We start from the raw sequence: 26,404 nt of genomic DNA on the forward strand, positions 1-26,404 counted from the left end.
AGGCCTTCACGGCATGAGGCCTCAGCTCACTCGCCGAAGTTCTGGTCGACGAGGTCCTTGACCTTGGTGAGGGCCTCCTCTGCCTGCGCGCCCTTCGCGCGGACCTCGATCCGGTCGCCCTGACGGGCACCGAGCGCCATCAGCGCGAGCACGCTGTTGGCGTCCGCGGTCTCGTCGCCGAGCCGCACGGTGACCTGCGCGTCCAGCCCCGCGATGCTCCGGACCAGTACCGCTGCGGGCCGCGCGTGCAGCCCGACGTCGTTCCGCAGCGTGAGTTCGACACTGCTCTCGCCGTCCTGCGCGCCTCCGTCGAACGTCAGGTCCGGCGGCGCGCCCGCCGACGCGGCCGCTTCGGCGACGGCCTTCCGGTCCGCCCCGCCCTGCGCCGCGACGGCGGCGGCGATCGCGCCTTCGACCAGCGGCGCGTCCACGACGACCGCGGCCGACGGGTCGGCGAGCGATTCGACGGCCAGTTCCGCGGTCATCTGCGCGCTGCCGAGGTCGTACAGCAGGACGACGCCCGCGCCCGAATCGGCGCGCTGGGTCGCGGCGACGACCTCGTCGTAGTCCGTCCCGATCCCGCCGTCGGCCAGACCGCCCGCCGCCGCGATGGTGACGTCCGGCGCCATCTGCGCGGCGAGTTCCGCGAGCCCTTCGGCGAGTTTGGCGCTGTGGGAGACGAGCACGATTCCGACGCTCACTTGGCGGCCTCCGCGAAGGCGCGAAGCAGCAATGCCGTCGAACGGGCACCGGGATCCATATGGCCCTTGGCCCGCTCGCCGAGGTACGAGGCCCGGCCCTTGCGCGGCACGAGCTCCACAGTGGACTCGGCGCCCCTGTCCGCGGCGTCCGCCGCCGCGGACAGGATCTCCGCGATGCCGGATCCGGAGGCTTCCTCGGCGGCGGAGACGGCCGGGATCAGGGCGTCGACCATGGTCCCGTCTCCCCCGACGGCCTTGCCGCGCGCCTGCACTCCTTCGAGTGCCGCGCGCAGAGCCTCGACGAGCAGCGGACCGTCCACTTCGGCCGCGTCGCCCAGCTTGACCGACGCGCGCAGGAACGCCGTGCCGTACAACGGGCCCGCCGCGCCACCGACCTTCGAGATCAACGTCGTGGCGGCGAGCTTCGCGACCGCGGCGGGAGTTTCGGGCGTGGCGGTGTCCAAAGCGGACACGATGGCGCCGAACCCCCGGTCCATGTTCTCGCCGTGGTCGGCGTCGCCGATCGCGCGGTCGAGGTCGACCAGCTCGGCTCGGTGCTCGGCGATCACGGCGGCCGCCGCCCGCAAGGCGGCGGCGAGCGTCTCGGCGGTGCAGGCCATCAGACTCCCCACCTCAGGGCCGGGGTGTTCACCGGCGCGTCCCACAACTCGGTCAGCTCGTCGTCCAGTTTCAGCAACGTCAGGCTCATCCCCTGCATCTCGAGGCTGGTGATGTACGGCCCCACCAGCCGCCGTTCGACCACGATGCCACGCTCGGCCAGCAGCCGCTCGGCGATCCCGTGTGCCAGGTACAGCTCGACCAGCGGGGTCCCGCCCATCGAGTTCGTGAACAGCAGGACCTTGTCGCCCTCGGCGAAGGGCAGGTCCGTGACCACCGCTTCCACCATGCGCGCGACGAGTTCGTCGGCCGTCACCACCGCGGTCCGCTCGATACCGGGCTCGCCGTGGATGCCGATGCCGAACTCGATCTCGTCGTCGGCGAGGTCGAAGCTCGGCTCGCCCGCGTGCGGCACGGTCGGCGCGGTGAGCGCGACACCGATCGACCGGACCTGGCCGATCACCTTGCGTGCCAAGGCCTCCACCGCGTCGAGTGTGTCGCCTCGTTCGGCGGCGGCACCGGTGACCTTCTCCAGCAGCACCGTGCCGCCGACCCCGCGACGGCCGGCGGTGTAGGTGGAGTCCTTGACCGCGACGTCGTCGTCGATCACCACGCTGCGCACGTCCAGCCCTTCGGCGGCGGCGAGTTCCGCGGCGGTCTCGAAGTTGAGGACGTCGCCGGTGTAGTTCTTCACGATCAGCAACGCGCCCGCGTCGCCGGTGGTGGCCTTGACCGCGGCCTCCACGGCGTCCGGCGTCGGCGAGGTGAACACCGCGCCCGGGACGGCGGCGGCGAGCATGCCCTGCCCGACGAAGCCACCGTGCAGTGGTTCGTGGCCGGAGCCGCCGCCGGAGATCACCGCGACCTTGCCCGCCACGGGCGCGTCCACCCGCACCACGAGCGCCGGGTCGTCCTCCACGCGCAGGACGTCCGCGTGCGCCGCGGCGAGCCCGCGCAGGGATTCCGCGACCACCGTCTTCGGGTCGTTGATGATCTTCTTCAAGGGTGGCCTCCGGCACGTCGGCGGGTGGGGTGTCCCCTTCCTACCTCGCCCGGCCGGATGCCGCCAGCGTCAGGGCTTCGGGAGCTTGGAGATCACCGATTTGGCGATCTTCGACGCCTTACCGCACGACGCCGCTTCGTCCTTCTTCTCGTCGTAGTTCTTGTAGCTCACGCTGACGATTTCGACCTCGTCGTCCGCCCACGGCTTGTGCTGCCACTCGATCTTGCAGTCGGCGTCGCTGCCGCTGCCGACCTTCTGGTACGCGGTGACGCCGTCGATGTCGACCTTCTTGTTCCCGTCGCGTTCCGCGGGAGGAAGACCGCGGCGGAAATTGATCGAGACCCGCGGGTTGGAGCCCGGCGTCCAGTCGCAGGAGTGGAACGTGGTCAGGGTGCTCGCGCCGTGCGGCACCACCTCGTTGAGGACGGCGTTGTCGGCGGCGGTGCACGGGTCGACACCGGTGAGCGTGCCCGCGACGGCCGGGTATTTCGCCGGTGACGCGTGCAGGCTCTTCACGGCCTTCGCGGCCACCGCGCGGCCTGTCGCGCATGCGTCGCCGCCGTCGTAGGTGACCGAGAAGCTGATCCCGCGCTCGGGCTTGCGCAGCGTCATGATGCCGACGTCGCAGCTCTTCCCGTCCTTGTTCTTCCGCTCGATCTGCGGCAATCCCTCGACCGTCGAAACGGTGACGCCGTTGCTCGAAAGGTAGGTCGACGCGCCGATTTCGACCCGGACCGTGAGCTCCTTGCCACCGGCGTCGACGGCCTTCGTCCGGCAGGTGCCGAACGAGCTGAGATTCGCCGTCGGCTCCTCCGGCGTGCCGAGGCTGCTCAGCGCCTCCTTGCTCACCAGCCCGCACGGGTCGACCGAGCGCAGCACCGCCGGGGTGACCGCGGGATCGTTGATGTCCCCGTCGGGCACCGAACCGCTGCCGGAGCCGGGTTCGGCGGCGACGGTGGTGCGGGCGAAGTTGGACTTGCCGAGGTTCTGACCGCAGGCCGACAGCGCGCCGAGCGCGGCCACCATGGCCACCACGGACGCGATCCGGCGACGTCGAGCGTTGAACAGCACGAAGTGCACGGTAGCCGGAGCTCCTCGCCGGTGTCCGGACAACCCGGCTATTCGCCGGCCTCGCCCTCGGTGCTCGGCGGCACCACGATGGGGCGCAGCTTCGCCCACAGCACGAACAGCGCCGCGAACACCAGCATGCCGATGCCCGCCCACAGGTTGATGTTGACGTCGGCGGCCCTGGTCAGCTCCTCGTCGGTGGTGAACCACAGGCCCATGATCGTGAGCACCAGCCCATAGCCGCCGATGAGCAGCGCGATGATCAGCCGGATGTCGAAGACGCCGGCCTTCTTGGGAGCTTGCGACGCAGCCATCTCCGGCCTCCTAGAAGATGATGTTGAGCACGATGGTCAGGATCAGCACGATGCCCGCGAGCAGTCCCGGCTTGCGGTACCAGCCCGCGTCGTCGCCGGTCTCGTCGTGCTTCAGCGACTCCTTCGGGGTGAGGGAGTACACGAGGCCGACCAGCTGGGCCTCCGGCTTCGGCGCGGTGGCGAGGGAGACCCCGACGCTGACCGCGATGTCGACGACGAACGCGGTACCGGCGGCCACGAAGCTGACGCCCTGCCCGGTGAGGCCGAGGACCCCGGCCTGCGACAGGAGCCACACGGTGACCGCGGACGCAGTACCGGACACGAGCCCGACCCAGCCGGCCGTCGCCGTCATCCGCTTCCAGAACATGCCGAGGATGAAGGTGGCGAACAGCGGCGCGTTGAAGAAGGAGAACAGGTCCTGCAGATAGGTCAGGATGTTCCCGGAGTTCGACGCGATGAACGCGGTGCCGATCGCGAGCACGGTGCCGATCGCGGTGACCAGGCGGCCGAGACGGAGGTAGTAGCCGTCCGACTCGTTCTTCTTCACGTACGACTGCCAGATGTCATAGGTGAAGACGGTGTTGAACGAACTCAGGTTCGCCGCCATACCGGCCATGAAGGACGCGAGGAGACCGGCGATCGCAACGCCGAGCATGCCGTTGGGCAGCAGGTCGCGCATCAGCAGCAGGATCGCGTTGTTGGCGGTGACCCCGCTGGGCGCTTCGCCGCCATCGAGCAGGATCTGCTTGTCCTGGACGTACTCGGACACGGTGACCGCGGCGATCATGCCGGGGATGATCACGATGAACGGGATGAGCATCTTCGGGAAGGCGCCGATGATCGGCGTCCGCCGCGCGGCCGACATGCTCTTCGACGCCATCGCGCGCTGGACCTCGACGAAGTTCGTGGTCCAGTAACCGAAGGACAGCACGAAACCGAGACCGAAAACGAGGCCGAGGATCGAGAGGAAGCTGTTGCCGAAGCCGGTGAGGTTGTCACCCGGCCAAGAGGACAGCTGCGCATCTCCGCCAGGGCCGGCGGAGACCTTGTCGACCAGGCCCTGCCAGCCGCCGACCTTCACCAGGCCGACGATGGTCAGCGGCAACAACGCCGCGACGATCACGAAGAACTGCAGGACCTCGTTGTAGATCGCGGCGGAGAGACCGCCGAGCGCGGTGTAGGAGAGCACGACCGCGGCCGCGACGATGATCGACACCCACAACGGCCAGCCGAGCAGGAGGTTCACGACGCTGGCGAGCAGGAACAGGTTCGCGCCGGCGATGAGGATCTGCGCACTCGCGAAGCTGATGCCGTTGACCAGGTGCGCGGGTTTGCCGAACCGGCGGAGCATGAACTCCGGGACACTGCGCACCTTCGAGCCGTAGTAGAACGGCATCATCACGATGCCGAGGAACAGCATCGCCGGGATCGCGCCGATCCAGAAGTAGTGGAAGGTCGGCAGGCCGTAGAGCACGCCGTTGGCCGACATGCCCATGATCTCGACCGCGCCGAGGTTCGCCGAGATGAAGGCGAGACCGGTGACCCAGGCGGGCAGCGAGCGGCCGGAGAGGAAGAAGTCGAGGCTGCTCGAGACCGACCTTCGCGCCATGTACCCGATGCCGAGCACCAGTGCGAAATAGAAGGCGAGCAGGACGTAGTCGATCGGACTCGCGTCGAGCCGCAGGTTCGCATCGGCCAGCACGTGCAACCGACTCACCTCCACAGTGAAAATGTCCACGAGAAACGCCTGGATCACGTCAATCGCGGACCATACTGCATGGATTCAGGAGCGGCAGTGCGGGTGGGCGATGATCGACCTGATGTGTCTGTTTCGGGACAGTTCCTGACAATTCTTGTCCGGTGATCGGCAGAACTGCCGTCCCGTCACCGCGGCATCCCCGATTCGCTGCCTCGATGGACTGGACCCTCGTCGAACGCGCGTCCTGGATCGCGGGCATCGTCAGCGCGGTGCTGGCCGTCGTCGCGGCATGGATGGCGTACCGGGCGACCAAGGGGACGACGCGCGATCTCGCGATGCTCGTCTCCGCGGCCACGGGCAAACCCGAGTTGCTGGAGCAGGTGGAAGCCGCCGCTCGCGAACGGGTCGAGACCATCCGGCGGCGCGTGCGCGCCGTACTGGCCGCCGCGGCGACGACGGTGGCGTTCCTCGCCGCGGCGGGCATGATCACGCTGGTGCTGGCGGCGATGCCGGACCACGTGCGCACCGAGGCCGTGGGTGGCGACGCGCCCCGGACGGTGCAGGAATGCCCGAACGCGGGGGAAGCGACGGTATGCGCTCCGATGCACATTTACGAACTGTTCCCCGGCGGGAAGGTGGAGACCCTGTTCTCGGGAGTCCATCGGCCGTCGAAACGGGGTACCGGCATCCTTTCCGTCGAACTGCCTGCCTGCGAGGCGGAGGTGCGCTGGCACGTCTCGGTCGGCGGCGCGGTGGTCGCCGACGCCGTGTCGCGCGACAGCCTGGTGCGAGCGGAATTCCCGGTGGCGAGCGACCAGGGGTACACGTTCACCGCGGAACGCCCCGCCGTCAGCGGCTGCCCCACGACCGAGCTTCGGGTGCGGACCGGGATCACCTTCGACCGCTAGACAGCCGGAAAAGGGCCGCCCCGGATCGGGAGCGGCCCTTTCCCGTGACCGGTGGGGGTTTACCGGTCCGTGGGCAGGCCCACTTCGCCGTCCTCTTCGATCAACCTGGCGAGGACGTCGTCCGGCATGTACGTGCGGTGCGGGTAGCCCGAACCCCACGAGTTGAGGAACGGCACGGCGCCGAGTTCGTCGGCACGCGGATTGGCGAGGACCTCGTGCACCTCGTCGACCGTCTTCGCCCAGCGATAGGCGTGGAGGCCGTTCTTGGCGTCGGGCGTGTAGGCGGCCCGCGCGACGTGGTCGTCGTCCGCGTAGGTCTCCGACCACGGGACGTGGCCCAGTTCGAGCAGGACCTCGGCCGCCGCGCGGACGGACGTGCCGTTGTTGTCGCCGGGGTTGGTCTCGCCCCATTCGTCACGGAGCTTCGACTGATCCCACAGCCACCGCGCGGCGTACAGGTCGCCGTTGAACATCGTCATGCAGCGCGACCAGCCGAAGCCGACGCAGGCGCCTTCCTTGCCCTGGTCGTAGAAGGCGTACTGGGTCTCGCCGTCGGTCGATTCACCGGGTTCGAGGCAGACACAGTGTCCGCCGCGGATCCTGGTGAGCGATTTCGCGCCGCCTTTCGCGACGAAGAACTCGCCGGACTTCTCGTCCTTCTCCGGTACGTCGAATTCCTTGTACCAATTGACACCGATGACGACCGGCGACCGGGAGGGCCGGTCCTCGGTGGCCAGCGCGGTCAGCGGATAGCGCTCGACGTGGCGCCAGTCGTCCGGGACGAACCGGCCGAGGCGGCCGTCCGCCGGGTCACTGCCGATCGGGCGATAACGCATGGGATCCTCCTATCCCTCATCCCACCGGAAACACCGCCGGCGAGTTCACTGCGGCACGATCTTTTCCAGAAACCGCCGTGCGGCCTCACGCCCGCTTTCGAAGAGGCGCTTCTTCTCCTCTTCGCCGAGCCCGAAGTCGACGGCGGAAACCCCCGTCGTGTCGACGTACACCGTCCGCCGGTTCACACCTTCCTCGTGCAACCGGTAACGATTCCAGTCCGACAGCAGGGTTTCGAGCGAACCGATGGCGATCCGCAACGCGCTCTTCACCGGTTTGTCCTTGCCGCCCGCGGGTTCCCCGGACAGCTTCACCCCCCAGGTCGGCCACCGCGGCTTCTTCGCGTCGGTCCGGTCGAAGACGGTGATCGGGAAGTTCGACAGCAGGCCGCCGTCGACCCAGGTGACGGTGCCCTCGGGGCGGACGTCGAACTGCACCGGCCGGAAGTAGAGCGGGATCGACATCGACGCCCGGACGGCGTCGACGATCTTCTCCGCACCGGGGTCGCGGCCGTACTGGGAATAATCCCAAGGCAGCCGGACGAGTACCCGGCGGGTCAGGTCGCTGACGTGGACGACGAGGGAATACCGTTGGTACGGAAGCAAAGTACCTTCGGGATCCTCGATGGCGAGATCGGCGAAGGTGCGCACGCCGACCTCTTCCAGCAACGGCGTGAGCCATTCGGCGAGATAGTCACCGGAGTGCATCCCGTCGTGCAGGAGCAGATCGACGCCGTCCCCGATCGGGCCGGTGACCTTGTCGAGCAGGGACCGGTCCTGGAAACGGCGGCAGTCCAGGTCGTTCATCACCGCTTCCAGACCGCCGAGATCCTTACCGGCCTTCTGATACGCGGCGACCAGTGTCGCGACGATCGCACCCGCGCTCGTCCCGGCGATCCGGGGAAACGAATAACCGGCGTCGTGCAACTCCAGTACCGCGCCGAGCAGCCCGATGCCTTTGACGCCGCCGCCTTCCAGCACGAGATCGACGTTCTTCCGAGAATCAGCCATGGCCCATCACCCCTGCGCCCGCGACCGCCGTATGTCGGCGGTACCCCTCGCGGAAATCGAGTGTGACACAGCGCGAGACCGGGCAATCCGGCGTTCACCCGAATGACACAGAAATAGCTGGTTCTTTTGCAGGAGAACGCGAGTTCGTTAATTTCTCGCGCCCTTTCGGGCATTCTGTGGCGCGAGAAAGAATGCAGATACGAATCCGAGGACTCGATTCGATATCGGCTGTTCAGTGCCCGGGGAGGCGGCCGCCGGCACCGGAGGGGGCCGCGGGTTTCGCGTGACCGGACGGACGGCACGCGCGCGGCCGGGTCCCCTCACGAGTCGTCCACCGGATCACGCGTGTCCTCCACCTGATCACGCGTGTCGTCCACCGGATCACGCGTGTCGTCCGCCCGGCGGTAGTTGCACGCGCAACTACCGCATCCAGAGGACTAAACGCGAGAGGGGGAGGCTCAGAAGAGGCGGAACTCGTCCGATTCGATGCCGCGCAACGCGTCGTAGTCCAGCGTGAGGCACCGGATACCCCGGTCCTCGGCCAGCACCCGCGCCTGCGGCTTGATGATCTGCGCCGCGAAGACACCCTGCACCGGCGCCAGCAGGGGGTCGCGGTTGAGCAGTTCGAGGTACCGCGTCAGCTGCTCGACGCCGTCGATCTCGCCGCGCCGTTTGATCTCGACGGCGACACTGGCGCCGTCGGCGTCGCGGGCCATGATGTCGACCGGCCCGATCGCGGTCGGGAACTCCCGCCGCACCAGGGTGTAGCCGTCACCGAGGGTCTTGATGTGCTCGGCGAGCAGTTCCTGCAGGTGCGCCTCGACGCCGTCCTTCTGCAGTCCCGGTTCCGCGCCGAGTTCCTGGGCGTGGTCGTGGAAGATCTCGTCGATCGTGATGACGAGCTTCTCGCCCTGCTTGTTCTCGACGATCCACAGCTTGCCGTCCTCGATCAGCCAGCACGGCGGGCTCATCCAGTTCAGCGGCTTGTAGGCACGGTCGTCCGAGTGCACGGACACCGAGCCGTCGGCCTTCACGAGCAGCAGCCGGGTGGCCATCGGCAGATGGGCGGTCAGACGGCCGGCGTAGTCGACCTGGCAGCGAGCGATCACAAGGCGCACCCCGCGAGGGTAGGACAAGCACGGCGATACTGTGCGCATGGACCCCGTTCAGCGTGTCAGCTCCCGCGAGGTGTACCGGAACAACTGGATGACCCTGCGCGAGGACTCCGTCCGGCGGCTCGATGGTTCCGAGGGGATCTACGCCGTCGTCGACAAACCGGTCTGCGCCGTGGTGATCCCGTTCGACGGCGCCCGGTTTCACCTGGTCGAGCAGTTCCGCTATCCGGTCGGGATGCGGCGCTGGGAGTTCCCCATGGGCACCGCGCCCGAGCAGGCCGACGTCCCGCCGCTCGAACTCGCCGCCCGCGAACTGCGGGAGGAGACCGGGCTGATCGCGGGCACGATGACCGACCTCGGCAGGACCGACGTCGCACCCGGGTTTTCGAGCCAGCGTGGGCACGTGTTCCTCGCCACCGATCTCACGCAGGGTGAAACCCAGCGCGAGGTCGAAGAGCAGGACATGCGGACGGCGTGGTTCGAGCGCGGCGAGTTCGAGAAGATGATCGCTTCGGGAGACATCACCGATTCCCAGACGCTGGCCGCCTACACGCTTCTGCTCATGCGCGAGCGCGTTCTCTGAACTCAGTCGGGCCAGACCGGCGAACGCTTCTCCAGGAAGGCCGCCATCCCCTCACGTGCTCCAGGCAGCTGCGAAGCCGAAGCCATCACCTCCAGCGCCAGCGCGTAGGCGTCGGCCTCGGGCCGGTCCAGCTGCGCGTAGAGGGTCTGCTTGCCCATCGCCTTGCTGGCCCGGCTCCCGCGCGTCGCACGTCCGAGCAGCGAAGCGACGGCTTCGTCCAGCGAGTCGTCCGGTACGACGCGGTTCACCAGGCCCCAGTCCAGCGCGGTGGCGGCGTCGACGACGTCGCCGGTGAGCGCCAGTTCCATCAGGCGTTTCCGCCCGATCGCGCGCGCCACCGGTACCGCGGGCGTGTGACAGAACCACCCGCCCTTGCCACCGGGAAGGGCGAACCCGGCGGACTCCGCGGCGACGGCGAGGTCGCACGAGGCCACCAGCTGGCAGCCCGCGGCGGTCGCGAGCCCGTGCACCCGCGCGACGACGACCTGCGGGACGGACTGCATCGTGCCCATCAGGTCCGTGCACAGCCGCAGCAGCTCGCGTACGCCCATCAGGTCGCGCGCGGCGACGTCGCCGAAGTCGTGTCCCGCCGAGAACACCGGCCCGGCGCCAGCCAGGACGATCCCGGTGGCGTCGGTGTCCCCGGCCTCGCGGAACGCCGCGAGGAGTTCGGCGAGGTGGTCCGCCGACAGCGAGTTGCGCCGCGCGGCGCGGTTCATGGTGATCGTGACGGTGTCCCCGTCCCGCTTCACGAGGATGTGCTCGTACTCGGCCATGCTTCGACGGTAACCGACCGGAACGTCCGGCGATACGAATCGGGCCCGACACCGACGTCGGCACGCAGCCGTCGTCGCAGGTTGGCGGCGGTGCCGAGACCGGACCGCTGCGCGACCCGCTCGACCGGGAGCTCGGTGGTCTCCAGCAGCCGCCGCGCGAGCCGCACCCGCTGCGCGCGCAGCCACCGCCCCGGTGTCACGCCGGTGGCCGCCGCGAACTCGCGATGGAAGGTCCGCTCGCTCAGCCCGGCGTGACCGACGAGGTCGTCGACGCCGATGTCGTCGGCGATCCGCTCCAGCGCCCAGTCCATTGTGGACGATACGCTCGGCCGCGACGGCGTGGGCGGCAACGGGTTGTCGACGTACTGCCGCTGGCCGCCTTCCCTCGCGGGCGGCATCACCAGGCGGCGGGCGAGGGCGGCCGCGACCTCGGCACCGTGATCGCGGCGGACCAGGTGCAGGCAGAGATCCAGGCCGCCGACCACCCCGGCGGAGGTCAGGACGTCACCTTCGTCGGTGAACAGGACGTCCCGCTGGACGACGGCGTCGCGAGCGGCGGCTTCGAGGTCGTCCAGCAGCCGCCAGTGCGTGGTGACGGACCGGCCGTCGAGCAGCCCGGCCGCGGCGAGCGTGAAGGCCCCGGAGCACAGCGACGCCACGGTGATGCCCGCCCGGTGCGCCTTGCGCAGCGCGGCGACGGCGGGCGCGGGCACCTCGGCGTGCGGATCCACCCGGCCGGGCACGAGGACGAGATCGCAGCCCGCCAGCCCGCTCAGCCCATGCGTCGCCTCGACCTGGCCGAACGGATGGACGGCGATCCGGGCCCGGCCGGACGCGCAGAGCCGGACCTCGAACGGGCCGATGCCGCTGTCGGTCCGGTCCACGCCCCAGACCTCACCGATCACGCCGAGGTCGAAGGACCGGCTGCCCGGCAGGAGGAGCACACCCACGGTTCGCATGGCAGGAAAGTACCGTATCGCGCGTCTTCTGCCACTCCCCTCCGGCAGCCGGACGCGGGAAACTCGAAGCCATGACCACAGAAAACAAGGCCCTGCTCGTGATCGACGCTCAGCGCGGCTTCGACAAGCCCGTCTGGGGCCCGCGCAACAACCCCGGCGCGGAGGCCAACATCAAGGCGCTCGTCGACGCCTACCAGGAGCGCGGGCTGCCGATCGTGCTGGTGCACCACGACTCCGTGAAACCCGGCTCGTCGCTGCGGCCGGGACAGGAGGGCAACCACTTCAAGCCCGAACTCGACGGTGTGCGCGCGGACCTGGTGTTCGGCAAGAAGGTCAACTCGGCCTTCCACGGCGACGTCGATCTCGACGGCTGGCTGAAGACCCGCGGCATCACGTCGTTCGTGCTCGCCGGCATCCAGACGAACTTCTGCTGCGAGACCACCGCGCGCGTCGGCGGGAACCTCGGGTACGACGTGACTTTCGCGCTCGACGCCACCTTCACCTTCGACCTCGCCGGGCCCGATGGCGGCGTCCTGACCGCGGACGAGCTGTACCGGGCGACCGCGACGAACCTGCACGGCGGCGGGTTCGCCACGGTCACCTCGACGAAGGAGATCCTCGCGAGCCTTTGAGGCGCGATGGGCTCGCCCGCCGACGTTGCGAAAGCCACTTTCGCAAAGTTGAAGGTTGCGAAAGTGGCTTTCGCAACACGCCACCCTTGCCTCACCCCTAGGCAACACCCCGGGCAGGAGACGGTGTCGCAGCCGAGCCGAGGCGCGAGCCTCAAGCCCGGTCGATGACCGCCTTGAGGAACCGCCGCGTCCGGTCGTGTTCCGGATCGTTGAACAGCTTGTCCGGCGTGGCGTCCTCCAGCACCTGCCCCTGGTCGAACATCATCACCCGGTCCGAGACATCCCGCGCGAACTGCATTTCGTGGGTGACACAGAGGATCGTGATGTCGGTGGACGTCGCGATCTCACGCAGCACCCGCAGGACGTCGGCGACCAGTTCCGGGTCGAGCGCCGAGGTCACCTCGTCCAGCAGTAGCACGTCCGGCCGCATCGCGAGCGCGCGGGCGATCGCGACGCGCTGCTGCTGGCCGCCGGAAAGCCTGGTGGGGTGCTCGTCCTTCTTTTCCGTGAGCCCCACCATTTCCAGCAGTTCGACGGCCCGCGCCTCGGCCTCGTCCCTGGGGACGCCGAGCGAATGGATCGGCGCCTCGGTGATGTTGCGCAGCACGTTCATGTTGGGGAACAGGTTGAACTGCTGGAACACCATGCCGATCCGCTTGCGCGCCTCCCGCAGGTACTTCTCGTCCGCGGGTACCAGCTTCTCGCCGCGTTTCCGATGGCTCAGGTAGTCGCCGCAGACCTCGATGGTGCCGCCGTCGACCTTCTCCAGTGTCATCAGCAGCCGCAGGATCGTCGTCTTCCCGGACCCGCTCGGCCCGATCAGCGAGACGAATTCCCCCGGCGCGACGGTGAAATCGAGGTCCCGCAGCACGACGTGGTCGCCGTAGGACTTGACCACCTGCGAGAACCGGATCATCGGGGAATCAACTGTGGGCGGCACGTCGCTCCAACCTTCTCACCAGAATCGAAGCCGGCAGGCTCACCAGCAGGAACAGCACCCCGGCCAGGGTGTACGGCTCGACGACGCGGAACGTCTCGGCGCCGACCTCCTTCGCCCTCGCCAGGACGTCGACGACGCCGATCGCCAGCAGCAACGGGGTTTCCTTGAACATCGAGATCGTGTAGTTGCCGAGCGCGGGCAGCACCCGCGGCACCGCCTGCGGCAGGACGACCGCGGTCCACACCCGTGACTTCGGCAGGTTCAGCGCGGTCGCGGCCTCCCACTGTCCTCTCGGGACGGCCTCGATCCCGGCACGGTAGACCTCGGCGGCGTAGGTCGCGTAATGCACGCCGAGCGCGATGACGCCGGTGACGAACGGGGACAAGGTCATGCCGCCCACCGGCTGGATCACGTAGTAGAGAACGAACACCTGGATCAGCAGCGGCGTGCTGCGGACGAACTCGATGAACAGCCGGACCGCTTGGGACAGCACGGGAATGCCGGTCCGGTGGATCAGCGCGAACACCAGGCCGAGCACGTACCCGACCACCGAGGCGAGCAGGGTGATCTCGACGGTGACGAGAAGCCCTTCCAGCAGAAGGGGAACCGAATTCGCGGCGGCTTCCCAGCTCCAGTTCATGACACACCTCCCGCGGCGGCCGTCATCTTGGCCGGGGCCCTGCCGAGCCGCCGCGCGGCGAGCCGTTCCAGCAGCCGCATCCCACTGGTGATCAGCAACGCGAGCAGGAGATAAAGCACGAGTTCGGTGCCGTAGATCCAGCCGAGCTCGGCGCCGAACACCGGCCGCAGCAGTTCACCTTGACGCGCCATCTCCGGAACGGCGATGAACGACAGCAGCGCGGTGCTCTTCAGCAACTGGATGAAGAGATTGTTGAACGGTGGCAGCATTTCCGCGAACGCCTGCGGCAGGATCACCCGCCGCATCCGCTGGGCGGGCGTCAGGTTGAGTGCGACGGCGCCCTCGAACTGCGCGCGCGGGACCGAGTTCACCGCGCCGCGGACGATCTCCGCGCCGTAGGCCCCGTGGTTGAGCCCCAGTACCAGGATCCCGGCGAACAGCGGCATCAGCTGGAAGCCGACCAGCACCGGGAGCACGAAGTACAGCCAGAACAGCTGAACCACTTCCGAGGTGCCACGGAAGATCTCGACGTAGACGCGGGAAATCCCCCGCACCACTCTGGACGGCGATCTCAGCGCCAGCCCGGCGGCCAGGGAGAGCACCACGGTGAGGGCGATCCCGCCGAGGGCGGCGGTGACGGTCGCGGTCAGTCCACTGAGGACGGACGTGATGATATGCGATACCGACGACGACATGACGTCAGCCCGCTACACCGCGCAGAGTTTCTCGGTGGTGACTTCGGGCTTCGGCAGGTTGGCCGCCGAGAAGCCGAACGGCGTCACGATCTTGGTCCATTCGCCGCTGTCGTGCAGCTTCTTGAGTTCGGCGTTGAACGCCTCGCGCAGGGGGTTGTCGTCCTTGCGGAAGACGAAGGCGCCGGCGGAGACGACCGGTTTCCCGTCCTTGACCGGGTCGAAGCCAGGCGTGACTTCGGCGGCCGCGCCGGGGCTCTTGCTCAGCACGTCCTTGAGGGAGATGTCGGTGAGCGCGGCGCAGTAGACCCGGCCGTCGGTGACCGCGCGGAGCATGTTGTCCTGCGAATCGAGGGTGACGATCTGGTCCTCGGCGACACCGGCGTCGGTGGCGTACCCCTTCTCCACGGCCGCCGAGAGCACGGCGACCTTGACCTTCTTGGCCGCGATGTCCTCGAACTTCAGTACCTGCTGTGGATTTCCCTTGGGTACCAGCAAAGCGGTCAGCGCCGAGTAGTCGGGGATCGAGAAGGCCGCCGCGTCGCACCGCTCCTTCTTGATGTTCATCCCGGCCGCGACGACGTCGTACTTCCTGGCGTTGAGCCCAGGGATCAGCTGGTCGAAGGAGACCGCTTCGGCTTCCACGTCGTCGATGCCCATGGCCTTGAAGACGGCGCGAGCGACTTCGGGGGCTTCCCCGGTGACCCTGCCGCTCTGATCCGTGAAACCGTAGGGCGCTTCGTTCGCGATACCGATCTTGATCTTCTTCGCGTCCTTGGCCGCCTGCAGTGCGTCCCCGGACGAGGTCGACGTGCACGCGGACAACAGCACCGGACCGCCGATCGTCACCGCTCCCAGCACAGCCGACCGCCGGAAGAACTCTCGCCTCGACCACTCGCCGTGCGTCATCGCCGCACTCCTTTTCGATTAATCGGTTTAATCGAAACGTAGGTGGGTACCTTTGCCCCGGCAATGTGAGCGGCTCACCCACCAGCGGCCGTTACGGTACCGAGATTAACGGTGACGTTAAGTGCTCAGACCGTGGCGCTCCCGCACCAATCCGACAATTCCGTCCATGATGTCGGTGAGTTCGTAGTCCTTCGGCGTGAACACCTTCGCGATTCCCCGCTCCAGCAGGAGCTTCTCGTCGTCGGGCGGGATGATGCCGCCGACGATGACCGGGATGTCGCCCGCGCCCGCGGCCCGCAAACCGTCCACGACCTGCGGTACGACCTCGAGATGCGAACCCGAGAGCACCGAAAGGCCGACGACGTGCACGCCCTCCTGGACGGCGGCCGCGACGATCTGCTCCGGCGTGAGCCGGATGCCCTGGTACACCACTTCGAAACCGACGTCGCGGGCCCGCACGGCCACCTGCTCGGCACCGTTGGAATGCCCGTCGAGACCGGGTTTGCCGACCAGGATCCGCAGCCGTTCGCCGATCTCGGTGTTCGTCGCCTTGACCCGGTCGCGCACGCGGCGGAGCTCCTCGTTGCCCTCGCCCGCGGCCGCCGAAGCGGAAACCCCGGTGGGAGCACGGTATTCGCCGAACACTTCGCGCAGCGCGCCCGACCATTCACCGGTGGTCACCCCGGCGCGGGCACAGTCGACAGTGGCCTCGAACAGGTTCTCCGACGTCTTCGCGATGGCCTTCAGCTTCTCCAGCGCCGACTCGGCGGCCGCGTTGTCGCGCCGCGTCCGCCATTCCTCGATCGCGGTGACGGCCTGCTTTTCGACGGCGGGGTCGATCGTTTCGATCGCCTTCGCACCTTCCGCTTGCAGCGGGGACGGCTCGGTGGTCTCGAACTTGTTGACGCCGACCAGGATCCGCTCGCCGTTCTCCATGCCGCGCCGGTACTCCGCGAGCGAGGCGACGAGCTGGGACTTCATGTAGCCGCTCTCCACGGCCGCGACGGCGCCGCCGAGATCCTGCACGCGCGCGATCTCCTCGCGCGCGCCTGCCATGATCTCGTCGACCTTGGCCTGGATGACGTGCGAGCCGTCGAAGATGTCCTCGTACTCCAGCAGGTCGGTCTCGAACGCGAGCACCTGCTGCATCCGCAGCGCCCACTGCTGGTCCCACGGCCGGGGCAGGCCGAGCGCCTCGTTCCACGCGGGCAGCTGGATCGCGCGGGCCCTGGCACCGCGGGAAAGCGAGACCGCGAGCATCTCCAGCACGATGCGCTGGACGTTGTTCTCGGGCTGCGCCTCGGTCAGGCCCAGCGAGTTGACCTGCACGCCGTAGCGCAACCGCCGTGCCTTGGGATCCGTGACGCCGTACCGATCCCGGGTGATCTCGTCCCACAGCGCGGTGAACGCGCGCATCTTGGACATCTCTTCGACGAACCGCACACCGGCGTTGACGAAGAACGAGATCCGCGCGACGACCTTGGCCATGTCCGCCTGCTCGACCTGGCCGGAGTCGCGGACCGCGTCGAGGACGGCGATGGCGGTGCACAACGCGTACGCGACCTCTTGCGTCGGCGTCGCGCCGGCTTCCTGCAGGTGATAGCTGCAGATGTTGATCGGGTTCCACTTCGGCACGTGGTGCACGGTCCACGCGATCATGTCGGTGATCAGGCGGAGACTCGGACCCGGCGGGAAGATGTAGGTGCCGCGGGAAAGGTATTCCTTGATGATGTCGTTCTGCGTGGTGCCGGTGAGCTTGGCCAGCACCTCGTCCACGTCACGGCCCTCGGTTTCGGCCTGCTCACGCGCCACGGAGACGTAGAGCGCCAGCAGCCACATGGCGGGCGCGTTGATCGTCATCGACGTGTTGGCCTCGGCGAGCGGGATGCCGTCGAAGAGCCGTCGCATGTCGCCGATATGCGAAACCGGGACGCCGACCTTGCCGACCTCGCCCTTGGACAGCTGGTGATCCGGGTCGTAGCCGGTCTGCGTCGGCAGATCGAAGGCGACCGAGAGACCGGTCTGCCCCTTCGCGAGGTTACGGCGGTACAGCTCGTTGGACGCGGCCGCGGACGAGTGGCCCGCGTAGGTCCGCATCACCCAGGGGCGGTCCCGTTCACGGTCCGTGGGATAGGGCACGGTCTACCTCCGGCGCTGGACGACCGTCTGAGTGTACCGGCCGGTAACATCGGCCGCCGAGTTGAATCGGACACAGTCGGGTCATTCTCCGGCCATCGACCCCTGGCGCTGTCGTGCCTCGTCAACGGCTTTCGCGAGCTTCTCGCGCACTTTGGCCACATCACTGACACCCACAAGGATGACCGGTGGCTCGCGGTCCTTCCCGGTACCCGCGCCGAAGTTCGCCGACGCCCACGCCAGCACGCCGAGCCTGCCGAAGGTGATCGTCCCGGTCTTGCCCGGCCCGGGGGTGACGACGGGATCGGCCAGCCCGGCCAGCGCCGCGGATTCCTCCTTGCGCCGGACGAGCGAACTGGTCGCGATGACCCGGCCGTCCGTCACGGCGTACGTGGTCGAGGCGAGCCTGAGATAGCGGATCAGCGGCCTGCCCGCGAGATGGAAGACGCCCGCGGCGGTGAGCACGACCCACGCGGCCATGTGGAACGCCGTGTCGTGGTTGGCGGCGAAGAACAGCGTGACGCCACCGAGCCAGAGCAGGCCGACGGGGACGTTGAACCGGTCGCCGGGATTGAAGAGGGGCCTGCGCACCGGCTGCCCGGCCCAGATGACCCGTTCGCCTGGAAGGAGGTCGATCTGCCCCTCATGCATGCCACGGCACACTACCCGTCCGGGGGACGGGCGAGGAGTGTCCGTTCGTCGGTGAAATTCCGGGCCGAAGGGACCTAGCGGGTGTTCTGCTGGGCGGTCGCGATGAGGTCGCGGACACGCCTGGCATCCTCGATCCCGCTCAGCTCGGGCATCGCCTCGTCGGCGTTCTGGAAGAGCCCGACGACGAATCCCACGCCTTTTCCGAACGTGACGTTCCCGGTTCCGTCGCCGTTCTCCGCCACCCGCGGTGGACCCAACACCTCCAGGTAGGCCGACGTGCTCTCCTTGCCCTTGATCCACACGACCACTCGCCGGTCGGTCACGGCGTACGAAGTGGCCTTCAGCTTCAAGTAGCGCTGGATGGGCTGCCAGAGCCAGCCCAACACGATGAAGCCCGCCACGAGGTACGCGAAGACGGGGATCTCCTCCCCGTCCCGCATGAAGAAGTAGAACCACGCCCCGGCCAGCACCAGACCAGGCACGATCATCAGGTCGCTCTTCGCGAACATCGAGATGCGCTTCGGCGCGCCTGACCAGATCATGCGCTCTCCGGGCAGCAATCCCGTATCCCCCAGGTACATACGCGGACGATAAGCCCGCGTCAGCACGCTGACCAGGGCTTTGCCGGAATCGTGACCGGGCATCTCCGTGCCTGGCGAGCCGTCGCGATCAGGTCCCGGACGAGGCGGGCCCGCTTGCGACGGACAGCGATCCCGGAACCGGGACTGTGACCGAAATCCGCGAGACTCACCCCGTGCCCGGCGTCTAGCGTGGGTGACCGTGACGTGGAGTTCGTACAGCAGCTATCTGGTCATCGTCGTCCTGATCGTCCTCGCGCCGGGGCCGGACACGATGGTGATGCTCAAGAACTCGTTGTCGGGCGGTACCCGCGGCGGCTTCCTCACCACGGCCGGGATCTTCGTGGCCAACGCCGTCCAGGGCACCGCCGCCGCACTCGGCCTCGGCGTCGTCATCGCGCAGTCGCAGCCGGTGTTCGTGACGCTCAAATGGGTCGGCGCCGCGTACCTGGTCTTCCTCGGTATCCAGGCGCTGCGCGGCGCGTGGCGAGGTGACTACTCCGGTGTCACGGCGGAGAAGCAGCAACGGTCGAGTGGCTTCCGCCGCTTCCGTGAGGGCTTCCTCTCCAACATCACCAATCCGAAGGTGCTCGTGCTGTACCTGTCGGTGCTGCCGCAGTTCCTCGACCCCGCGACGACGTCGGCGTGGCACGCGCTGCTGCTCGCCTACACCGTCGCGGTGCTGGGCGCGGTCTGGCTGCTGACACTGCTGTTCTTCGTGCACCGCGTGCGGGCCTGGCTGGAGCGCCGCAAGGTCCGGCGAGCGCTCGACGGCGTCACTGGCACCGCACTGGTCGGTTTCGGCGCGGCGTTGGTGGTCGAATCATGACCTGGGGTGTCTACGGCGGTTTCGCGCTGATGATGCTGGCGCTGGCGCTCGTCCCGGGCCCGGACAACATGGTGGTGCTGAAGAACGCGCTGTCCGGCGGTGTCCGCGGTGGCGGCTGGGCCTGTTTCGGCATCGGCGTCGCGAACCTCGCGCAGGCGACCGCGGCGGCGCTCGGCCTCGGCGCGGTCATCATGAACTCGCGGCCGGTGTTCGAAGCCGTGAAATGGGCGGGCGCGGCCTACCTCTGTTACCTCGGTGTGCGGGCCCTGATCGGCGCCTTCCGCGGCGACTACGGCCGTCTCACCGAGACCGCCGCCACGCGGAGCGGATTCCGCCGCTGGCGGGAGGGTTTCCTCTCCAACTTCACCAATCCGAAGGTCCTCGTGCTGTACCTGTCGGTGCTGCCGCAGTTCCTGACCCCGGGCGTCACCGGCACCGGCGACGCCCTGCTGCTGGCCTACACGATCGCGGCGGCGGGCACCGTCGCCCAGCTCCTCCTGCTGTTCTTCGTGCACCGCGTGCGGGCCTGGCTGGAACGCCGCAAGGTCCGCCGCGCGCTCGACGGCGTCACCGGCACCGCACTGGTCGGTTTCGGCGCCGCCCTCGTACTCGAGTAACCCCTTCGGCCGTTTACGCGATACTCCGGATGTCGCAATGGCGCGGCCTAGGGAGGCTTCCGTGAACAAGAAGACCTACGGCGTCATCGCCGGAGCCGCCTTCTCCCTCCTTCTCCTCGGCGCGGGCCCCGCCGACGCGGGCGAGCGCGGCAACGGCGGCGCTCCTCCCGGCCACGCCAAGGACACCACCAAACCGCAGCCTCCGTCCAAAGCGGACTTCTCCGGGCACGGCGCCAACAAGCACGGGCCCTACGACTCCACACGCGACGGTTCACCGTCGGCCAACGGCAACGGCGGTGGCGAAGCCGCAGGTAAGCCCTGCGCCGGCTGCGTCGGCAAGGCCGACAACAAGAACCCGCCAGGGCAGCTGCCCGGAGGCTCGGACGCCAACGCGGGTTACGAATGCGACCGCAACCACGGCGTCGGGCGTGGCAATCCCGCGCACACCGCCTGCGTGCCGGACCGGACGCCGCCCGCCACGAACCCACCGGCCGGGACTCCCCCGCCCGGGGGACCTCACGCCGAGGCCGTCCCTCCCGCGGTCGTCCCGGCGGCGGCCGTCGCCGCGGCCGCCGCGCCCCGCGCCGCCGTCGCGGTCGCGAGCGCGCCGTCACTGGCCAAGACCGGTTTCGAGCTCGAACCCGTGCTGCTGACCGGGCTGGGTTCGCTGGCCGCGGGTGCCGCGCTGTACGCCGGGGCCCGGCGACGCAGGGACGCGTGACTACTTTCGGCGGATGACTTTCAGGCGCCCACCACGTTGAATTCCGTCTCCGGAAGCACGAGTCGAGGAGGCCGTTCGTGAGGTTCACCTCCGCCGCCACCGTCGCGGCGATGGCAACCGCCCTGCTGCTGGGCGGCGCCACCGCCGCGACCGCGATCAACTCCTACAACGCCACCCCCGCACCGGAGCGCACCGAGGTCGGCGCCCTCGTCGCGACCTGGGACAACGACGGCGACCCCGCCACCCCCGACCGGGTCGACTGGGTGTGCTCCGGCACGATGGTGGACGCCGACACCTTCCTCACCGCCGCGCACTGCACCAGCGACTGGCCCGCCAACGTACGGTTCTTCGTCTCGCTCGACCAGGACGTGCAAGCGGGTCTCGACGCGGCGGCGAAGAAGTACCCCGGTGACCCGGCGGCGATCGCCAAGGCCGTCGCCGTGGAAGGGGTCGCGCACAACGAGCCCGGCTACCCCGGCAACTCGGCCGACTCGCACGACATCGCCGTCGTCCAGGTGCCCGCGAAGCAGATCGCCGCGCGCTGGAGCTTCACCCCCGCCACTCTGCCGAAGGCCGGGCAGCTCGACGCGCTCGGGCCGCAGGCGCTGAACTCGACTCCGTTCGTGGTCGCCGGCTACGGCACGCAGGAAGCCGTGAACGGGCCGGGCGGGCACACCCACCCGGGCGGCGGAGTCCGGATGAAGGCGCCGGTCACCTTCAACGCGCTGAACAACACGTGGGTGCGGCTGGCGATGACGGCGCCCCAGGGCAACGGCGGCGCCTGTTACGGCGACTCCGGCGGGCCGAACTTCGCCACCATCGGCGGCAAGCGCGTCCTGGTGTCGACGACCATCACCGGCGACGGGCCCTGCTACGCCACCAACGTCACCTACCGGCTGGACTCGCCGACGTCGCGGGACTTCCTCGCGCCGTTCGTCGACCTGCCCTGATCGCGCGTGAAGGCCCCCTTCCCTTCGCTCAGCCGAGGGAAGGGGGCCTTCACGCGGGTTTCGATCAGGTCCGGTCGGGCTCGCCCGCCACGCGTTCGATGCGGGCGCCGAGCCGGTTCAGGTTCTCCACGAAGTGCGGGTAACCGCGGTCGATGTGGAAGACGTCCCAGACCTCGGTGACGCCGTCCGCGCACAGCCCGGCCAGCACCAGCCCGGCGCCGGCACGGATGTCCGCGGCCCACACCGGAGCGCTCGAAAGCTTCTCCACGCCCCGTACGACGGCGTGGTGGCCATCGGTGCGCGCGTCGCCGGAAAGCCGCATCATCTCTTCGATGAACCGGAACCGGGCCTCGTAGATGTTCTCCGTGATCATCGAGGTGCCCTCGGAGACCGCGGACAGCGCGACCGCGAACGGCTGCAGGTCGGTCGCGAAACCGGGGTACGGCAGCGTCACCCAGTCGACGGCCTTCGGGCGCTCGTTCTGGACGATGCGGAAACCCTTGCCGTCGAACGTCTCGACCTCGGCACCCGCCAGGCGGAGCTTGTCGAGGACCAGGTCGAGATAGTGCGGGTTGACGCCGCGCACGGTGAGGTCGCCCCGGGTCATCGCGGCGGCGAACGCCCAGGTCGCGCCGACGATCCGGTCCCCGATCACGCGGTGCTCGGTCGGGTGCAGCTTCTCGACGCCCTCGACGGTGAGGGTCGAGGTGCCCGCGCCTTCGACCTTCGCGCCCATCTCGGTCAGCATCGTGCAGATGTCGACGATCTCGGGCTCGCGCGCGGCGTTGTCGATGACCGTGGTGCCCTCGGCGAGCACGGCGGCCATCAGGATGTTCTCGGTGGCGCCGACGCTCGGGAAGTCCAGCCAGATCTGCGCGCCGCGCAGGCCGTCGGCCTTCGCCACGACGCAACCGTGCTCGATGGTGCTGGTGGCGCCCAGCTTGCGCAGCCCGTTCTGGTGCATGTCCAGCGGCCGCGAACCGATGGCGTCACCGCCAGGCAGTGCCACGACGGCCTGCTTGAGCCGTCCGACCAGCGGCCCCAGCACGCACACCGACGCGCGCAGCTTGCCCATCGCGGCCGAATCGGCCCGGTGCGACAACTCGGCCGGCGTGGTGATCTTGGCGGTGTCGCCGTCGATGACGACGTCGCAGCCGACACTGCGCAGGACGTCGCCCATCAGCGGGACGTCCAGGATCTGGGGGCAGTTCGTGATGGTCGTCGTACCCTCGGCCAGCAGGGCCGCGGCCATCAGTTTCAGGACGCTGTTCTTGGCCCCGACCACGTCGACCTCGCCGACCAGCCGTGCTCCGCCGTGCACGTCGAAGTGCTCGCTCATGGGCGCCAATCATGCCCTCTCGCCCGGATTTGCCTTTCGCCGGGCCGGTAGAGTCGGCTTCATGGTCGTTCGCATCAACCGCGTGTACACGAAGGTCGGCGACAACGGCACCACGGCGCTCGGCGACGGCTCCCGCGTGCCGAAGACCTCGCCGCGGCTAGGTGCGTACGCCGACGTCGACGAAGCCAATTCCGTCATCGGGCTCGCGCTCGCGATGGGTGGTCTTTCCGAGGAGATCACGCAGGTGCTGCGTGCGGTGCAGAACGATCTCTTCGACGTCGGCGCGGACCTGTGCGCGCCGATCGTGGAGAACCCGCCGTACGAGCCGCTGCGCATCACCGAGCGGTACATCGAGCGGCTCGAAGGCTGGTGCGACGAGTTCAACGAACGCGTGCCGAAGCTGACGTCGTTCATCCTGCCGGGTGGCACCCCGGGCGCGGCGTTCCTGCACCAGGCCCGCACGGTCGCGCGGCGGGCGGAGCGGTCCGGCTGGGCGCTGTTCGAGGCCGAGCAGGCCACGACGAACCAGCTGGCCATCAAGTACCTGAACCGGCTCTCGGATCTGCTGTTCATCCTGTCGCGGCTGGCGAATCCGGACGGCGACATCCTGTGGCAGCCCGGCGGCGCGAGCTGAAGGGGACTTTCCCGCGTAAGAAGCGGTGAAGGGCGCTTTCCCCGCATCGGATGCGGGGAAAGCGCCCTTCAGCTCACAACCGGCCCTGCTCCTGTGCTGCCCAATAGCGCTCGAGGTCGACGTCGGGCGTGCCGTCCGTGCCCGGGTCGATCGCCTTCATCGTGATCGTGTCCTCCAGGGACACGGGTTCGGGAAGGTGGCTCCAGCGGTTCGTGTCCTCGCTCTGAGTCATAGACCGAGAATAGACGTGCATCACGTCGGAAGGCCGGTAGAAATGCCGCTTCGTGATGATCCCATGTTTCCTTCGGTGCATTTAGAGGACTTAAATGCGCCAGGAGGCCCGGAGCGAAGCCAGAGCGTCGTGGAAGCCGGGGAAGGTCTTCTTCACGCAACCGGGGTCGTCCAGCGTGATCCCCGGCGTCCGCAGCCCCGTGACACTGAACGCCATCGCGATCCGGTGGTCCCGCCGGCACTTCACCAGGGCCCCCGTCGGCACGCCCGGCTGGATCTCGATCCAGTCCCGCCCGGTCTCGACCGAAACGCCCATCGCGCGCAGGTTCTCCTCGCAGGCCGCGAGCCGGTCGCATTCCTTGATCCGCGTGTTGTAGACGTCCTCGATCCGCACCGGTCCGTCCGCGAACGGCGCGATGGCCGCGAGGGTCGGCACGGTGTCGGAGATGTCGCGCATGGTCACCGTGACGCCGCGCAGCCCGCCCGTGCCGGTCACGGTCACGGCGTCCGGGCCGACCTCGACGTCCGCGCCCATCTGCCGCAGGACCTCGACGAAGGCCAGGTCGCCCTGCAGCGCGCCCTCACCCAGGCCCGGCACGGTCACCGAGTTGCCGGTCAGCGCGGCGGCCGCGAAGAAATAGCTGGACGTCGAAGCGTCGGGCTCGATCTCGTAGCGGCAAGCGCGGTACGGCGTGGGCGGCACGACGAACGTGTCACCGTCACGGACGACCTCGACGCCGAACCGCCGCATCATCGCGATGGTGATCTCGACATAGGGCACCGAGACGAGGTCGGTCACGGTGATCCGCAGCCCCTCGGCGGTCAGCGGCCCGACCAGCAGCAACGCCGTCAGGAACTGGGAGGACAGGCCCGCGTCGAGCGTCAGCTCGCCGCCCTTGATCCCGTCGGCCCGCACGACCAGCGGATGGTGCCCAGGCGCCCCTTCGAAGGTCAGGTCGACGCCCAGCTCCTGCAACGCGTCGGTCAGCGGCCCCAGCGGCCGGGCGCGCATCTGCTCGGAGGCGTCGAACCGGAAGGTGCCGTGCCCGGCGGCGGCCAGTGCGGGCAGGAAACGCGCGGTGGTGGCGCCGTCGCGGCAGAAGACGTCGGCGCTGTCGACGGCGGGGCCCTCGGGCCCGCCCTCGATCGTCCACTCGCCGGAGGCGCGGGAGACCTGATAGCCGAGCTTGAGAAGGCCTTCGGCGAAGCCCTCGGAGTCATCCGAACGCAGCGGCCTGCCCAGCGCGGTCGTCCCGTGGGCGGCTGCCGCGAGGAACAGGCCTCGGGCGGTGATCGACTTCGAACCGGGGATGTCGACGATGGTCACGGCGTGAGCATACGGCGTGCGCGAAGAGCGAACTCGCGTGCTTGGACGCGTAACTCGCGTGCTTGAAGGCGTAACTCAGGAGGCGCGTGGGAGGCGGCGGCCCGGCGGGGCCGACTCCAGCCAGGAGAGGAAGCCGGTGAGGGCGCCGGGACCCATCGCGATCTCGATCGCCTCCTGCGTGGCGGACTCACACCGCAGGACGATCGAACCTTCGGGGACGGCGTACGCCTCCGTGCCGGAGGGATCGCGCCGGTCCGCGATCTCCATACTCGCCCGCTGGAAGACCCGGTCCGGGCCGGTCCGCAGGCTCCACACCCGGAACCAGACGAACTCGTCGCCCTCGTAGCGGCCCAGCCCCAGATGCCAGCTGGACCGCGCCTCGTCCGGACGCCACCGCAGGGCGACACTCACGCCACCGCCGCGGCGCATCCGGACCCAACGCAACGAATACCAGGCCACGACGACGGCCAGGACGGTCAGGGCCCCGAGAACACCCACGGCGATTTCCACGGCCCGGCCCCTGCCCGTCGCCCGGTCAGACCGACTGACCGGCCGCGCGAAGCTGGGCGGTCGCCCGAGCCCGCTCTTGCTCGTCTTCGCCGCTCAGCGCCTTCTTGGCCGCGTCGACGTCGATCTCGTCCGAAAGCTCCGCGCTCTCGGCGAGGATGCTCACGCCGGTCGCGGTGACCGACAGGAACCCGCCGTGCACCGCGGCGGTCACGGTCTCGCCGTCCGTGGTCGTCACCTTCACGACGCCACCCTCGACGAGCTGGCCGAGAACCGGCTCGTGACCGGCCATGATGCCGATCTCGCCCTCGGTGGTCTGCGCCACCACGAACGTGGCGGTACCGGACCAGAGACGGCGCTCGACGGCTACCAGCTCGACAGAAATCTCAGCCACGTAGCTTCCCTTCACCTCAGGTGCTGGCACCGAGTGTAATAGTCAAAGTTCCCTGTATGCGAACGACGGGACCAGCGTCCACAGTAGAC

General features: G+C 68.7%; 31 protein-coding genes. 8 read left to right on the forward strand and 23 right to left on the reverse strand.

Annotation, left to right across the window (positions count from 1 at the left end):
• Positions 1-26: 26 nt before the first annotated feature.
• From dhaM to ACZ3HL_RS31740, 6 genes are all read right to left on the reverse strand, one after another.
• The gene (gene dhaM, locus ACZ3HL_RS31715) at positions 27-701 is read right to left on the reverse strand and encodes a dihydroxyacetone kinase phosphoryl donor subunit DhaM (protein WP_465418202.1); all 675 of its coding nucleotides are present in this window, start codon (positions 699-701) and stop codon (positions 27-29) included.
• On the reverse strand, positions 698-1,321 hold the full coding sequence (dhaL, locus tag ACZ3HL_RS31720; RefSeq protein ID WP_465535107.1) for a dihydroxyacetone kinase subunit DhaL: 624 nt from the start codon (positions 1,319-1,321) through the stop codon (positions 698-700). Before dhaL ends, dhaM begins: the two co-directional genes overlap by 4 nt.
• Positions 1,321-2,322, reverse strand: coding sequence for a dihydroxyacetone kinase subunit DhaK (gene dhaK / locus ACZ3HL_RS31725; RefSeq protein ID WP_034308881.1), 1,002 nt, complete (start codon positions 2,320-2,322; stop codon positions 1,321-1,323). The genes dhaL and dhaK overlap by 1 nt, the downstream gene beginning before the upstream one ends.
• Positions 2,323-2,391: 69 nt before the next feature.
• Positions 2,392-3,393 (reverse strand): DUF3558 family protein, encoded by a 1,002-nt coding sequence (locus ACZ3HL_RS31730; protein ID WP_465535108.1) that lies wholly within the window; start codon positions 3,391-3,393, stop codon positions 2,392-2,394.
• Positions 3,394-3,440: 47 nt separating this feature from the next.
• Positions 3,441-3,704 carry a hypothetical protein gene (locus ACZ3HL_RS31735; RefSeq protein ID WP_465418197.1) on the reverse strand — a complete coding sequence of 88 codons (264 nt, stop codon included), beginning with the start codon at positions 3,702-3,704 and terminating at the stop codon, positions 3,441-3,443.
• 10 nt (positions 3,705-3,714) lie between these two features.
• Positions 3,715-5,412, reverse strand: coding sequence for a sodium:solute symporter family protein (locus ACZ3HL_RS31740; RefSeq protein WP_465535136.1), 1,698 nt, complete (start codon positions 5,410-5,412; stop codon positions 3,715-3,717).
• A gap of 206 nt (positions 5,413-5,618) precedes the next feature.
• Between ACZ3HL_RS31740 and ACZ3HL_RS31745 the strand changes: the two genes are divergently transcribed.
• Positions 5,619-6,311, forward strand: a complete 693-nt coding sequence (locus ACZ3HL_RS31745; protein WP_465535109.1) for a hypothetical protein — start codon at positions 5,619-5,621, stop codon at positions 6,309-6,311.
• A gap of 59 nt (positions 6,312-6,370) precedes the next feature.
• Here the strand turns inward: ACZ3HL_RS31745 and ACZ3HL_RS31750 are convergent, their stop codons facing one another.
• The 3 genes from ACZ3HL_RS31750 to nucS all read right to left on the reverse strand — a co-directional run bounded on the left by ACZ3HL_RS31750 (position 6,371) and on the right by nucS (position 9,273).
• The gene (locus ACZ3HL_RS31750) at positions 6,371-7,147 is read right to left on the reverse strand and encodes a hypothetical protein (protein WP_465418193.1); all 777 of its coding nucleotides are present in this window, start codon (positions 7,145-7,147) and stop codon (positions 6,371-6,373) included.
• Between the two features lie 45 nt (positions 7,148-7,192).
• Entirely contained in the window at positions 7,193-8,155 is a 963-nt protein-coding gene (locus ACZ3HL_RS31755; RefSeq protein WP_465535110.1) for a patatin-like phospholipase family protein, read from the reverse strand.
• A 458-nt stretch (positions 8,156-8,613) separates the two neighbouring features.
• Positions 8,614-9,273, reverse strand: a complete 660-nt coding sequence (nucS, locus tag ACZ3HL_RS31760; RefSeq protein WP_034308895.1) for an endonuclease NucS — start codon at positions 9,271-9,273, stop codon at positions 8,614-8,616.
• A 37-nt stretch (positions 9,274-9,310) separates the two neighbouring features.
• Here nucS and ACZ3HL_RS31765 point away from each other — a divergent pair, with 37 nt between their 5' ends.
• Complete coding sequence (locus ACZ3HL_RS31765; protein WP_465535111.1) at positions 9,311-9,853, forward strand: NUDIX domain-containing protein; 543 nt, start codon at positions 9,311-9,313, stop codon at positions 9,851-9,853.
• A 2-nt stretch (positions 9,854-9,855) separates the two neighbouring features.
• Here the strand turns inward: ACZ3HL_RS31765 and ACZ3HL_RS31770 are convergent, their stop codons facing one another.
• Together ACZ3HL_RS31770 and ACZ3HL_RS31775 are read right to left on the reverse strand one after the other, a co-directional pair.
• Positions 9,856-10,629 (reverse strand): enoyl-CoA hydratase-related protein, encoded by a 774-nt coding sequence (locus ACZ3HL_RS31770; RefSeq protein ID WP_037341443.1) that lies wholly within the window; start codon positions 10,627-10,629, stop codon positions 9,856-9,858.
• Positions 10,602-11,588, reverse strand: coding sequence for a GlxA family transcriptional regulator (locus ACZ3HL_RS31775; RefSeq protein WP_465418184.1), 987 nt, complete (start codon positions 11,586-11,588; stop codon positions 10,602-10,604). Before ACZ3HL_RS31775 ends, ACZ3HL_RS31770 begins: the two co-directional genes overlap by 28 nt.
• A 71-nt stretch (positions 11,589-11,659) precedes the next feature.
• On the opposite strand from ACZ3HL_RS31775, the gene ACZ3HL_RS31780 reads away from it, so the two are divergent.
• Positions 11,660-12,220, forward strand: coding sequence for a cysteine hydrolase family protein (locus tag ACZ3HL_RS31780; RefSeq protein ID WP_465418182.1), 561 nt, complete (start codon positions 11,660-11,662; stop codon positions 12,218-12,220).
• A 151-nt stretch (positions 12,221-12,371) separates the two neighbouring features.
• Here ACZ3HL_RS31780 and ehuA read toward each other — a convergent pair whose 3' ends face one another.
• The 7 genes from ehuA to ACZ3HL_RS31815 form a co-directional block, all read right to left on the reverse strand.
• Positions 12,372-13,136 carry an ectoine/hydroxyectoine ABC transporter ATP-binding protein EhuA gene (gene ehuA, locus ACZ3HL_RS31785; RefSeq protein WP_465418583.1) on the reverse strand — a complete coding sequence of 255 codons (765 nt, stop codon included), beginning with the start codon at positions 13,134-13,136 and terminating at the stop codon, positions 12,372-12,374.
• Positions 13,137-13,143: 7 nt separating this feature from the next.
• Positions 13,144-13,800, reverse strand: a complete 657-nt coding sequence (gene ehuD, locus ACZ3HL_RS31790; protein ID WP_465535112.1) for an ectoine/hydroxyectoine ABC transporter permease subunit EhuD — start codon at positions 13,798-13,800, stop codon at positions 13,144-13,146.
• Complete coding sequence (ehuC, locus tag ACZ3HL_RS31795) at positions 13,797-14,495, reverse strand: ectoine/hydroxyectoine ABC transporter permease subunit EhuC (RefSeq protein WP_465418178.1); 699 nt, start codon at positions 14,493-14,495, stop codon at positions 13,797-13,799. The genes ehuD and ehuC overlap by 4 nt, the downstream gene beginning before the upstream one ends.
• A 12-nt stretch (positions 14,496-14,507) precedes the next feature.
• A complete protein-coding gene (gene ehuB / locus ACZ3HL_RS31800) occupies positions 14,508-15,401 on the reverse strand; it encodes an ectoine/hydroxyectoine ABC transporter substrate-binding protein EhuB (RefSeq protein WP_465418176.1) in 894 nt (297 codons plus the stop codon).
• A 117-nt stretch (positions 15,402-15,518) separates the two neighbouring features.
• Positions 15,519-17,540: a protein meaA gene (locus ACZ3HL_RS31805; protein ID WP_465535113.1), complete on the reverse strand. Its 2,022-nt coding sequence runs from the start codon at positions 17,538-17,540 to the stop codon at positions 15,519-15,521.
• Between the two features lie 81 nt (positions 17,541-17,621).
• Entirely contained in the window at positions 17,622-18,188 is a 567-nt protein-coding gene (locus tag ACZ3HL_RS31810; protein ID WP_465535114.1) for a YdbT family protein, read from the reverse strand.
• Positions 18,189-18,262: 74 nt separating this feature from the next.
• Positions 18,263-18,769 (reverse strand): hypothetical protein, encoded by a 507-nt coding sequence (locus ACZ3HL_RS31815; RefSeq protein ID WP_465418170.1) that lies wholly within the window; start codon positions 18,767-18,769, stop codon positions 18,263-18,265.
• A 199-nt stretch (positions 18,770-18,968) separates the two neighbouring features.
• On the opposite strand from ACZ3HL_RS31815, the gene ACZ3HL_RS31820 reads away from it, so the two are divergent.
• From ACZ3HL_RS31820 to ACZ3HL_RS31835, 4 genes are all read left to right on the forward strand, one after another.
• Positions 18,969-19,595: a LysE family translocator gene (locus tag ACZ3HL_RS31820; protein ID WP_465535115.1), complete on the forward strand. Its 627-nt coding sequence runs from the start codon at positions 18,969-18,971 to the stop codon at positions 19,593-19,595.
• Positions 19,592-20,212, forward strand: a complete 621-nt coding sequence (locus tag ACZ3HL_RS31825) for a LysE family translocator (protein ID WP_465418165.1) — start codon at positions 19,592-19,594, stop codon at positions 20,210-20,212. Before ACZ3HL_RS31820 ends, ACZ3HL_RS31825 begins: the two co-directional genes overlap by 4 nt.
• 61 nt (positions 20,213-20,273) lie before the next feature.
• On the forward strand, positions 20,274-20,933 hold the full coding sequence (locus tag ACZ3HL_RS31830; protein ID WP_465535116.1) for an LPXTG cell wall anchor domain-containing protein: 660 nt from the start codon (positions 20,274-20,276) through the stop codon (positions 20,931-20,933).
• Between the two features lie 77 nt (positions 20,934-21,010).
• Complete coding sequence (locus tag ACZ3HL_RS31835; protein ID WP_465535117.1) at positions 21,011-21,883, forward strand: trypsin-like serine protease; 873 nt, start codon at positions 21,011-21,013, stop codon at positions 21,881-21,883.
• A 64-nt stretch (positions 21,884-21,947) separates the two neighbouring features.
• Here ACZ3HL_RS31835 and murA read toward each other — a convergent pair whose 3' ends face one another.
• Entirely contained in the window at positions 21,948-23,222 is a 1,275-nt protein-coding gene (murA, locus tag ACZ3HL_RS31840; protein ID WP_465535118.1) for a UDP-N-acetylglucosamine 1-carboxyvinyltransferase, read from the reverse strand.
• Positions 23,223-23,283: 61 nt separating this feature from the next.
• Here murA and ACZ3HL_RS31845 point away from each other — a divergent pair, with 61 nt between their 5' ends.
• A complete protein-coding gene (locus ACZ3HL_RS31845; protein WP_465418155.1) occupies positions 23,284-23,856 on the forward strand; it encodes a cob(I)yrinic acid a,c-diamide adenosyltransferase in 573 nt (190 codons plus the stop codon).
• Between the two features lie 73 nt (positions 23,857-23,929).
• Here the strand turns inward: ACZ3HL_RS31845 and ACZ3HL_RS31850 are convergent, their stop codons facing one another.
• The 4 genes from ACZ3HL_RS31850 to ACZ3HL_RS31865 all read right to left on the reverse strand — a co-directional run bounded on the left by ACZ3HL_RS31850 (position 23,930) and on the right by ACZ3HL_RS31865 (position 26,315).
• The gene (locus ACZ3HL_RS31850) at positions 23,930-24,088 is read right to left on the reverse strand and encodes a hypothetical protein (RefSeq protein WP_465418153.1); all 159 of its coding nucleotides are present in this window, start codon (positions 24,086-24,088) and stop codon (positions 23,930-23,932) included.
• Positions 24,089-24,178: 90 nt separating this feature from the next.
• The gene (aroA, locus tag ACZ3HL_RS31855) at positions 24,179-25,414 is read right to left on the reverse strand and encodes a 3-phosphoshikimate 1-carboxyvinyltransferase (protein WP_465535119.1); all 1,236 of its coding nucleotides are present in this window, start codon (positions 25,412-25,414) and stop codon (positions 24,179-24,181) included.
• 75 nt (positions 25,415-25,489) lie between these two features.
• Complete coding sequence (locus tag ACZ3HL_RS31860) at positions 25,490-25,924, reverse strand: DUF2550 domain-containing protein (RefSeq protein ID WP_126732655.1); 435 nt, start codon at positions 25,922-25,924, stop codon at positions 25,490-25,492.
• 25 nt (positions 25,925-25,949) lie between these two features.
• Positions 25,950-26,315: a F0F1 ATP synthase subunit epsilon gene (locus ACZ3HL_RS31865; protein ID WP_044852809.1), complete on the reverse strand. Its 366-nt coding sequence runs from the start codon at positions 26,313-26,315 to the stop codon at positions 25,950-25,952.
• Between the last annotated feature and the right edge of the window lie 89 nt (positions 26,316-26,404).

It is taken from the genome of Amycolatopsis sp. NPDC000009, assembly GCF_055563465.1.

Bases quoted from the DNA above. Each gene is read 5' to 3' on its own strand.
- ACZ3HL_RS31745 (WP_465535109.1), top strand. From the start codon at position 5,619: ATGGACTGGACCCTCGTCGAACGCGCGTCCTGGATCGCGGGCATCGTC.
- ehuC (WP_465418178.1), bottom strand. From the start codon at position 14,495: ATGTCGTCGTCGGTATCGCATATCATCACGTCCGTCCTCAGTGGACTG.
- ACZ3HL_RS31825 (WP_465418165.1), top strand. From the start codon at position 19,592: ATGACCTGGGGTGTCTACGGCGGTTTCGCGCTGATGATGCTGGCGCTG.
- ACZ3HL_RS31780 (WP_465418182.1), top strand. From the start codon at position 11,660: ATGACCACAGAAAACAAGGCCCTGCTCGTGATCGACGCTCAGCGCGGC.
- ehuD (WP_465535112.1), bottom strand. From the start codon at position 13,800: ATGAACTGGAGCTGGGAAGCCGCCGCGAATTCGGTTCCCCTTCTGCTG.
- ACZ3HL_RS31845 (WP_465418155.1), top strand. From the start codon at position 23,284: ATGGTCGTTCGCATCAACCGCGTGTACACGAAGGTCGGCGACAACGGC.
- ACZ3HL_RS31755 (WP_465535110.1), bottom strand. From the start codon at position 8,155: ATGGCTGATTCTCGGAAGAACGTCGATCTCGTGCTGGAAGGCGGCGGC.
- dhaL (WP_465535107.1), bottom strand. From the start codon at position 1,321: ATGGCCTGCACCGCCGAGACGCTCGCCGCCGCCTTGCGGGCGGCGGCC.
- ACZ3HL_RS31750 (WP_465418193.1), bottom strand. From the start codon at position 7,147: ATGCGTTATCGCCCGATCGGCAGTGACCCGGCGGACGGCCGCCTCGGC.
- ACZ3HL_RS31765 (WP_465535111.1), top strand. From the start codon at position 9,311: ATGGACCCCGTTCAGCGTGTCAGCTCCCGCGAGGTGTACCGGAACAAC.
- murA (WP_465535118.1), bottom strand. From the start codon at position 23,222: ATGAGCGAGCACTTCGACGTGCACGGCGGAGCACGGCTGGTCGGCGAG.
- ehuA (WP_465418583.1), bottom strand. From the start codon at position 13,136: ATGATCCGGTTCTCGCAGGTGGTCAAGTCCTACGGCGACCACGTCGTG.
- ACZ3HL_RS31775 (WP_465418184.1), bottom strand. From the start codon at position 11,588: ATGCGAACCGTGGGTGTGCTCCTCCTGCCGGGCAGCCGGTCCTTCGAC.
- ACZ3HL_RS31770 (WP_037341443.1), bottom strand. From the start codon at position 10,629: ATGGCCGAGTACGAGCACATCCTCGTGAAGCGGGACGGGGACACCGTC.
- ACZ3HL_RS31815 (WP_465418170.1), bottom strand. From the start codon at position 18,769: ATGTACCTGGGGGATACGGGATTGCTGCCCGGAGAGCGCATGATCTGG.
- ACZ3HL_RS31810 (WP_465535114.1), bottom strand. From the start codon at position 18,188: ATGCATGAGGGGCAGATCGACCTCCTTCCAGGCGAACGGGTCATCTGG.
- ACZ3HL_RS31735 (WP_465418197.1), bottom strand. From the start codon at position 3,704: ATGGCTGCGTCGCAAGCTCCCAAGAAGGCCGGCGTCTTCGACATCCGG.
- ehuB (WP_465418176.1), bottom strand. From the start codon at position 15,401: ATGACGCACGGCGAGTGGTCGAGGCGAGAGTTCTTCCGGCGGTCGGCT.
- ACZ3HL_RS31850 (WP_465418153.1), bottom strand. From the start codon at position 24,088: ATGACTCAGAGCGAGGACACGAACCGCTGGAGCCACCTTCCCGAACCC.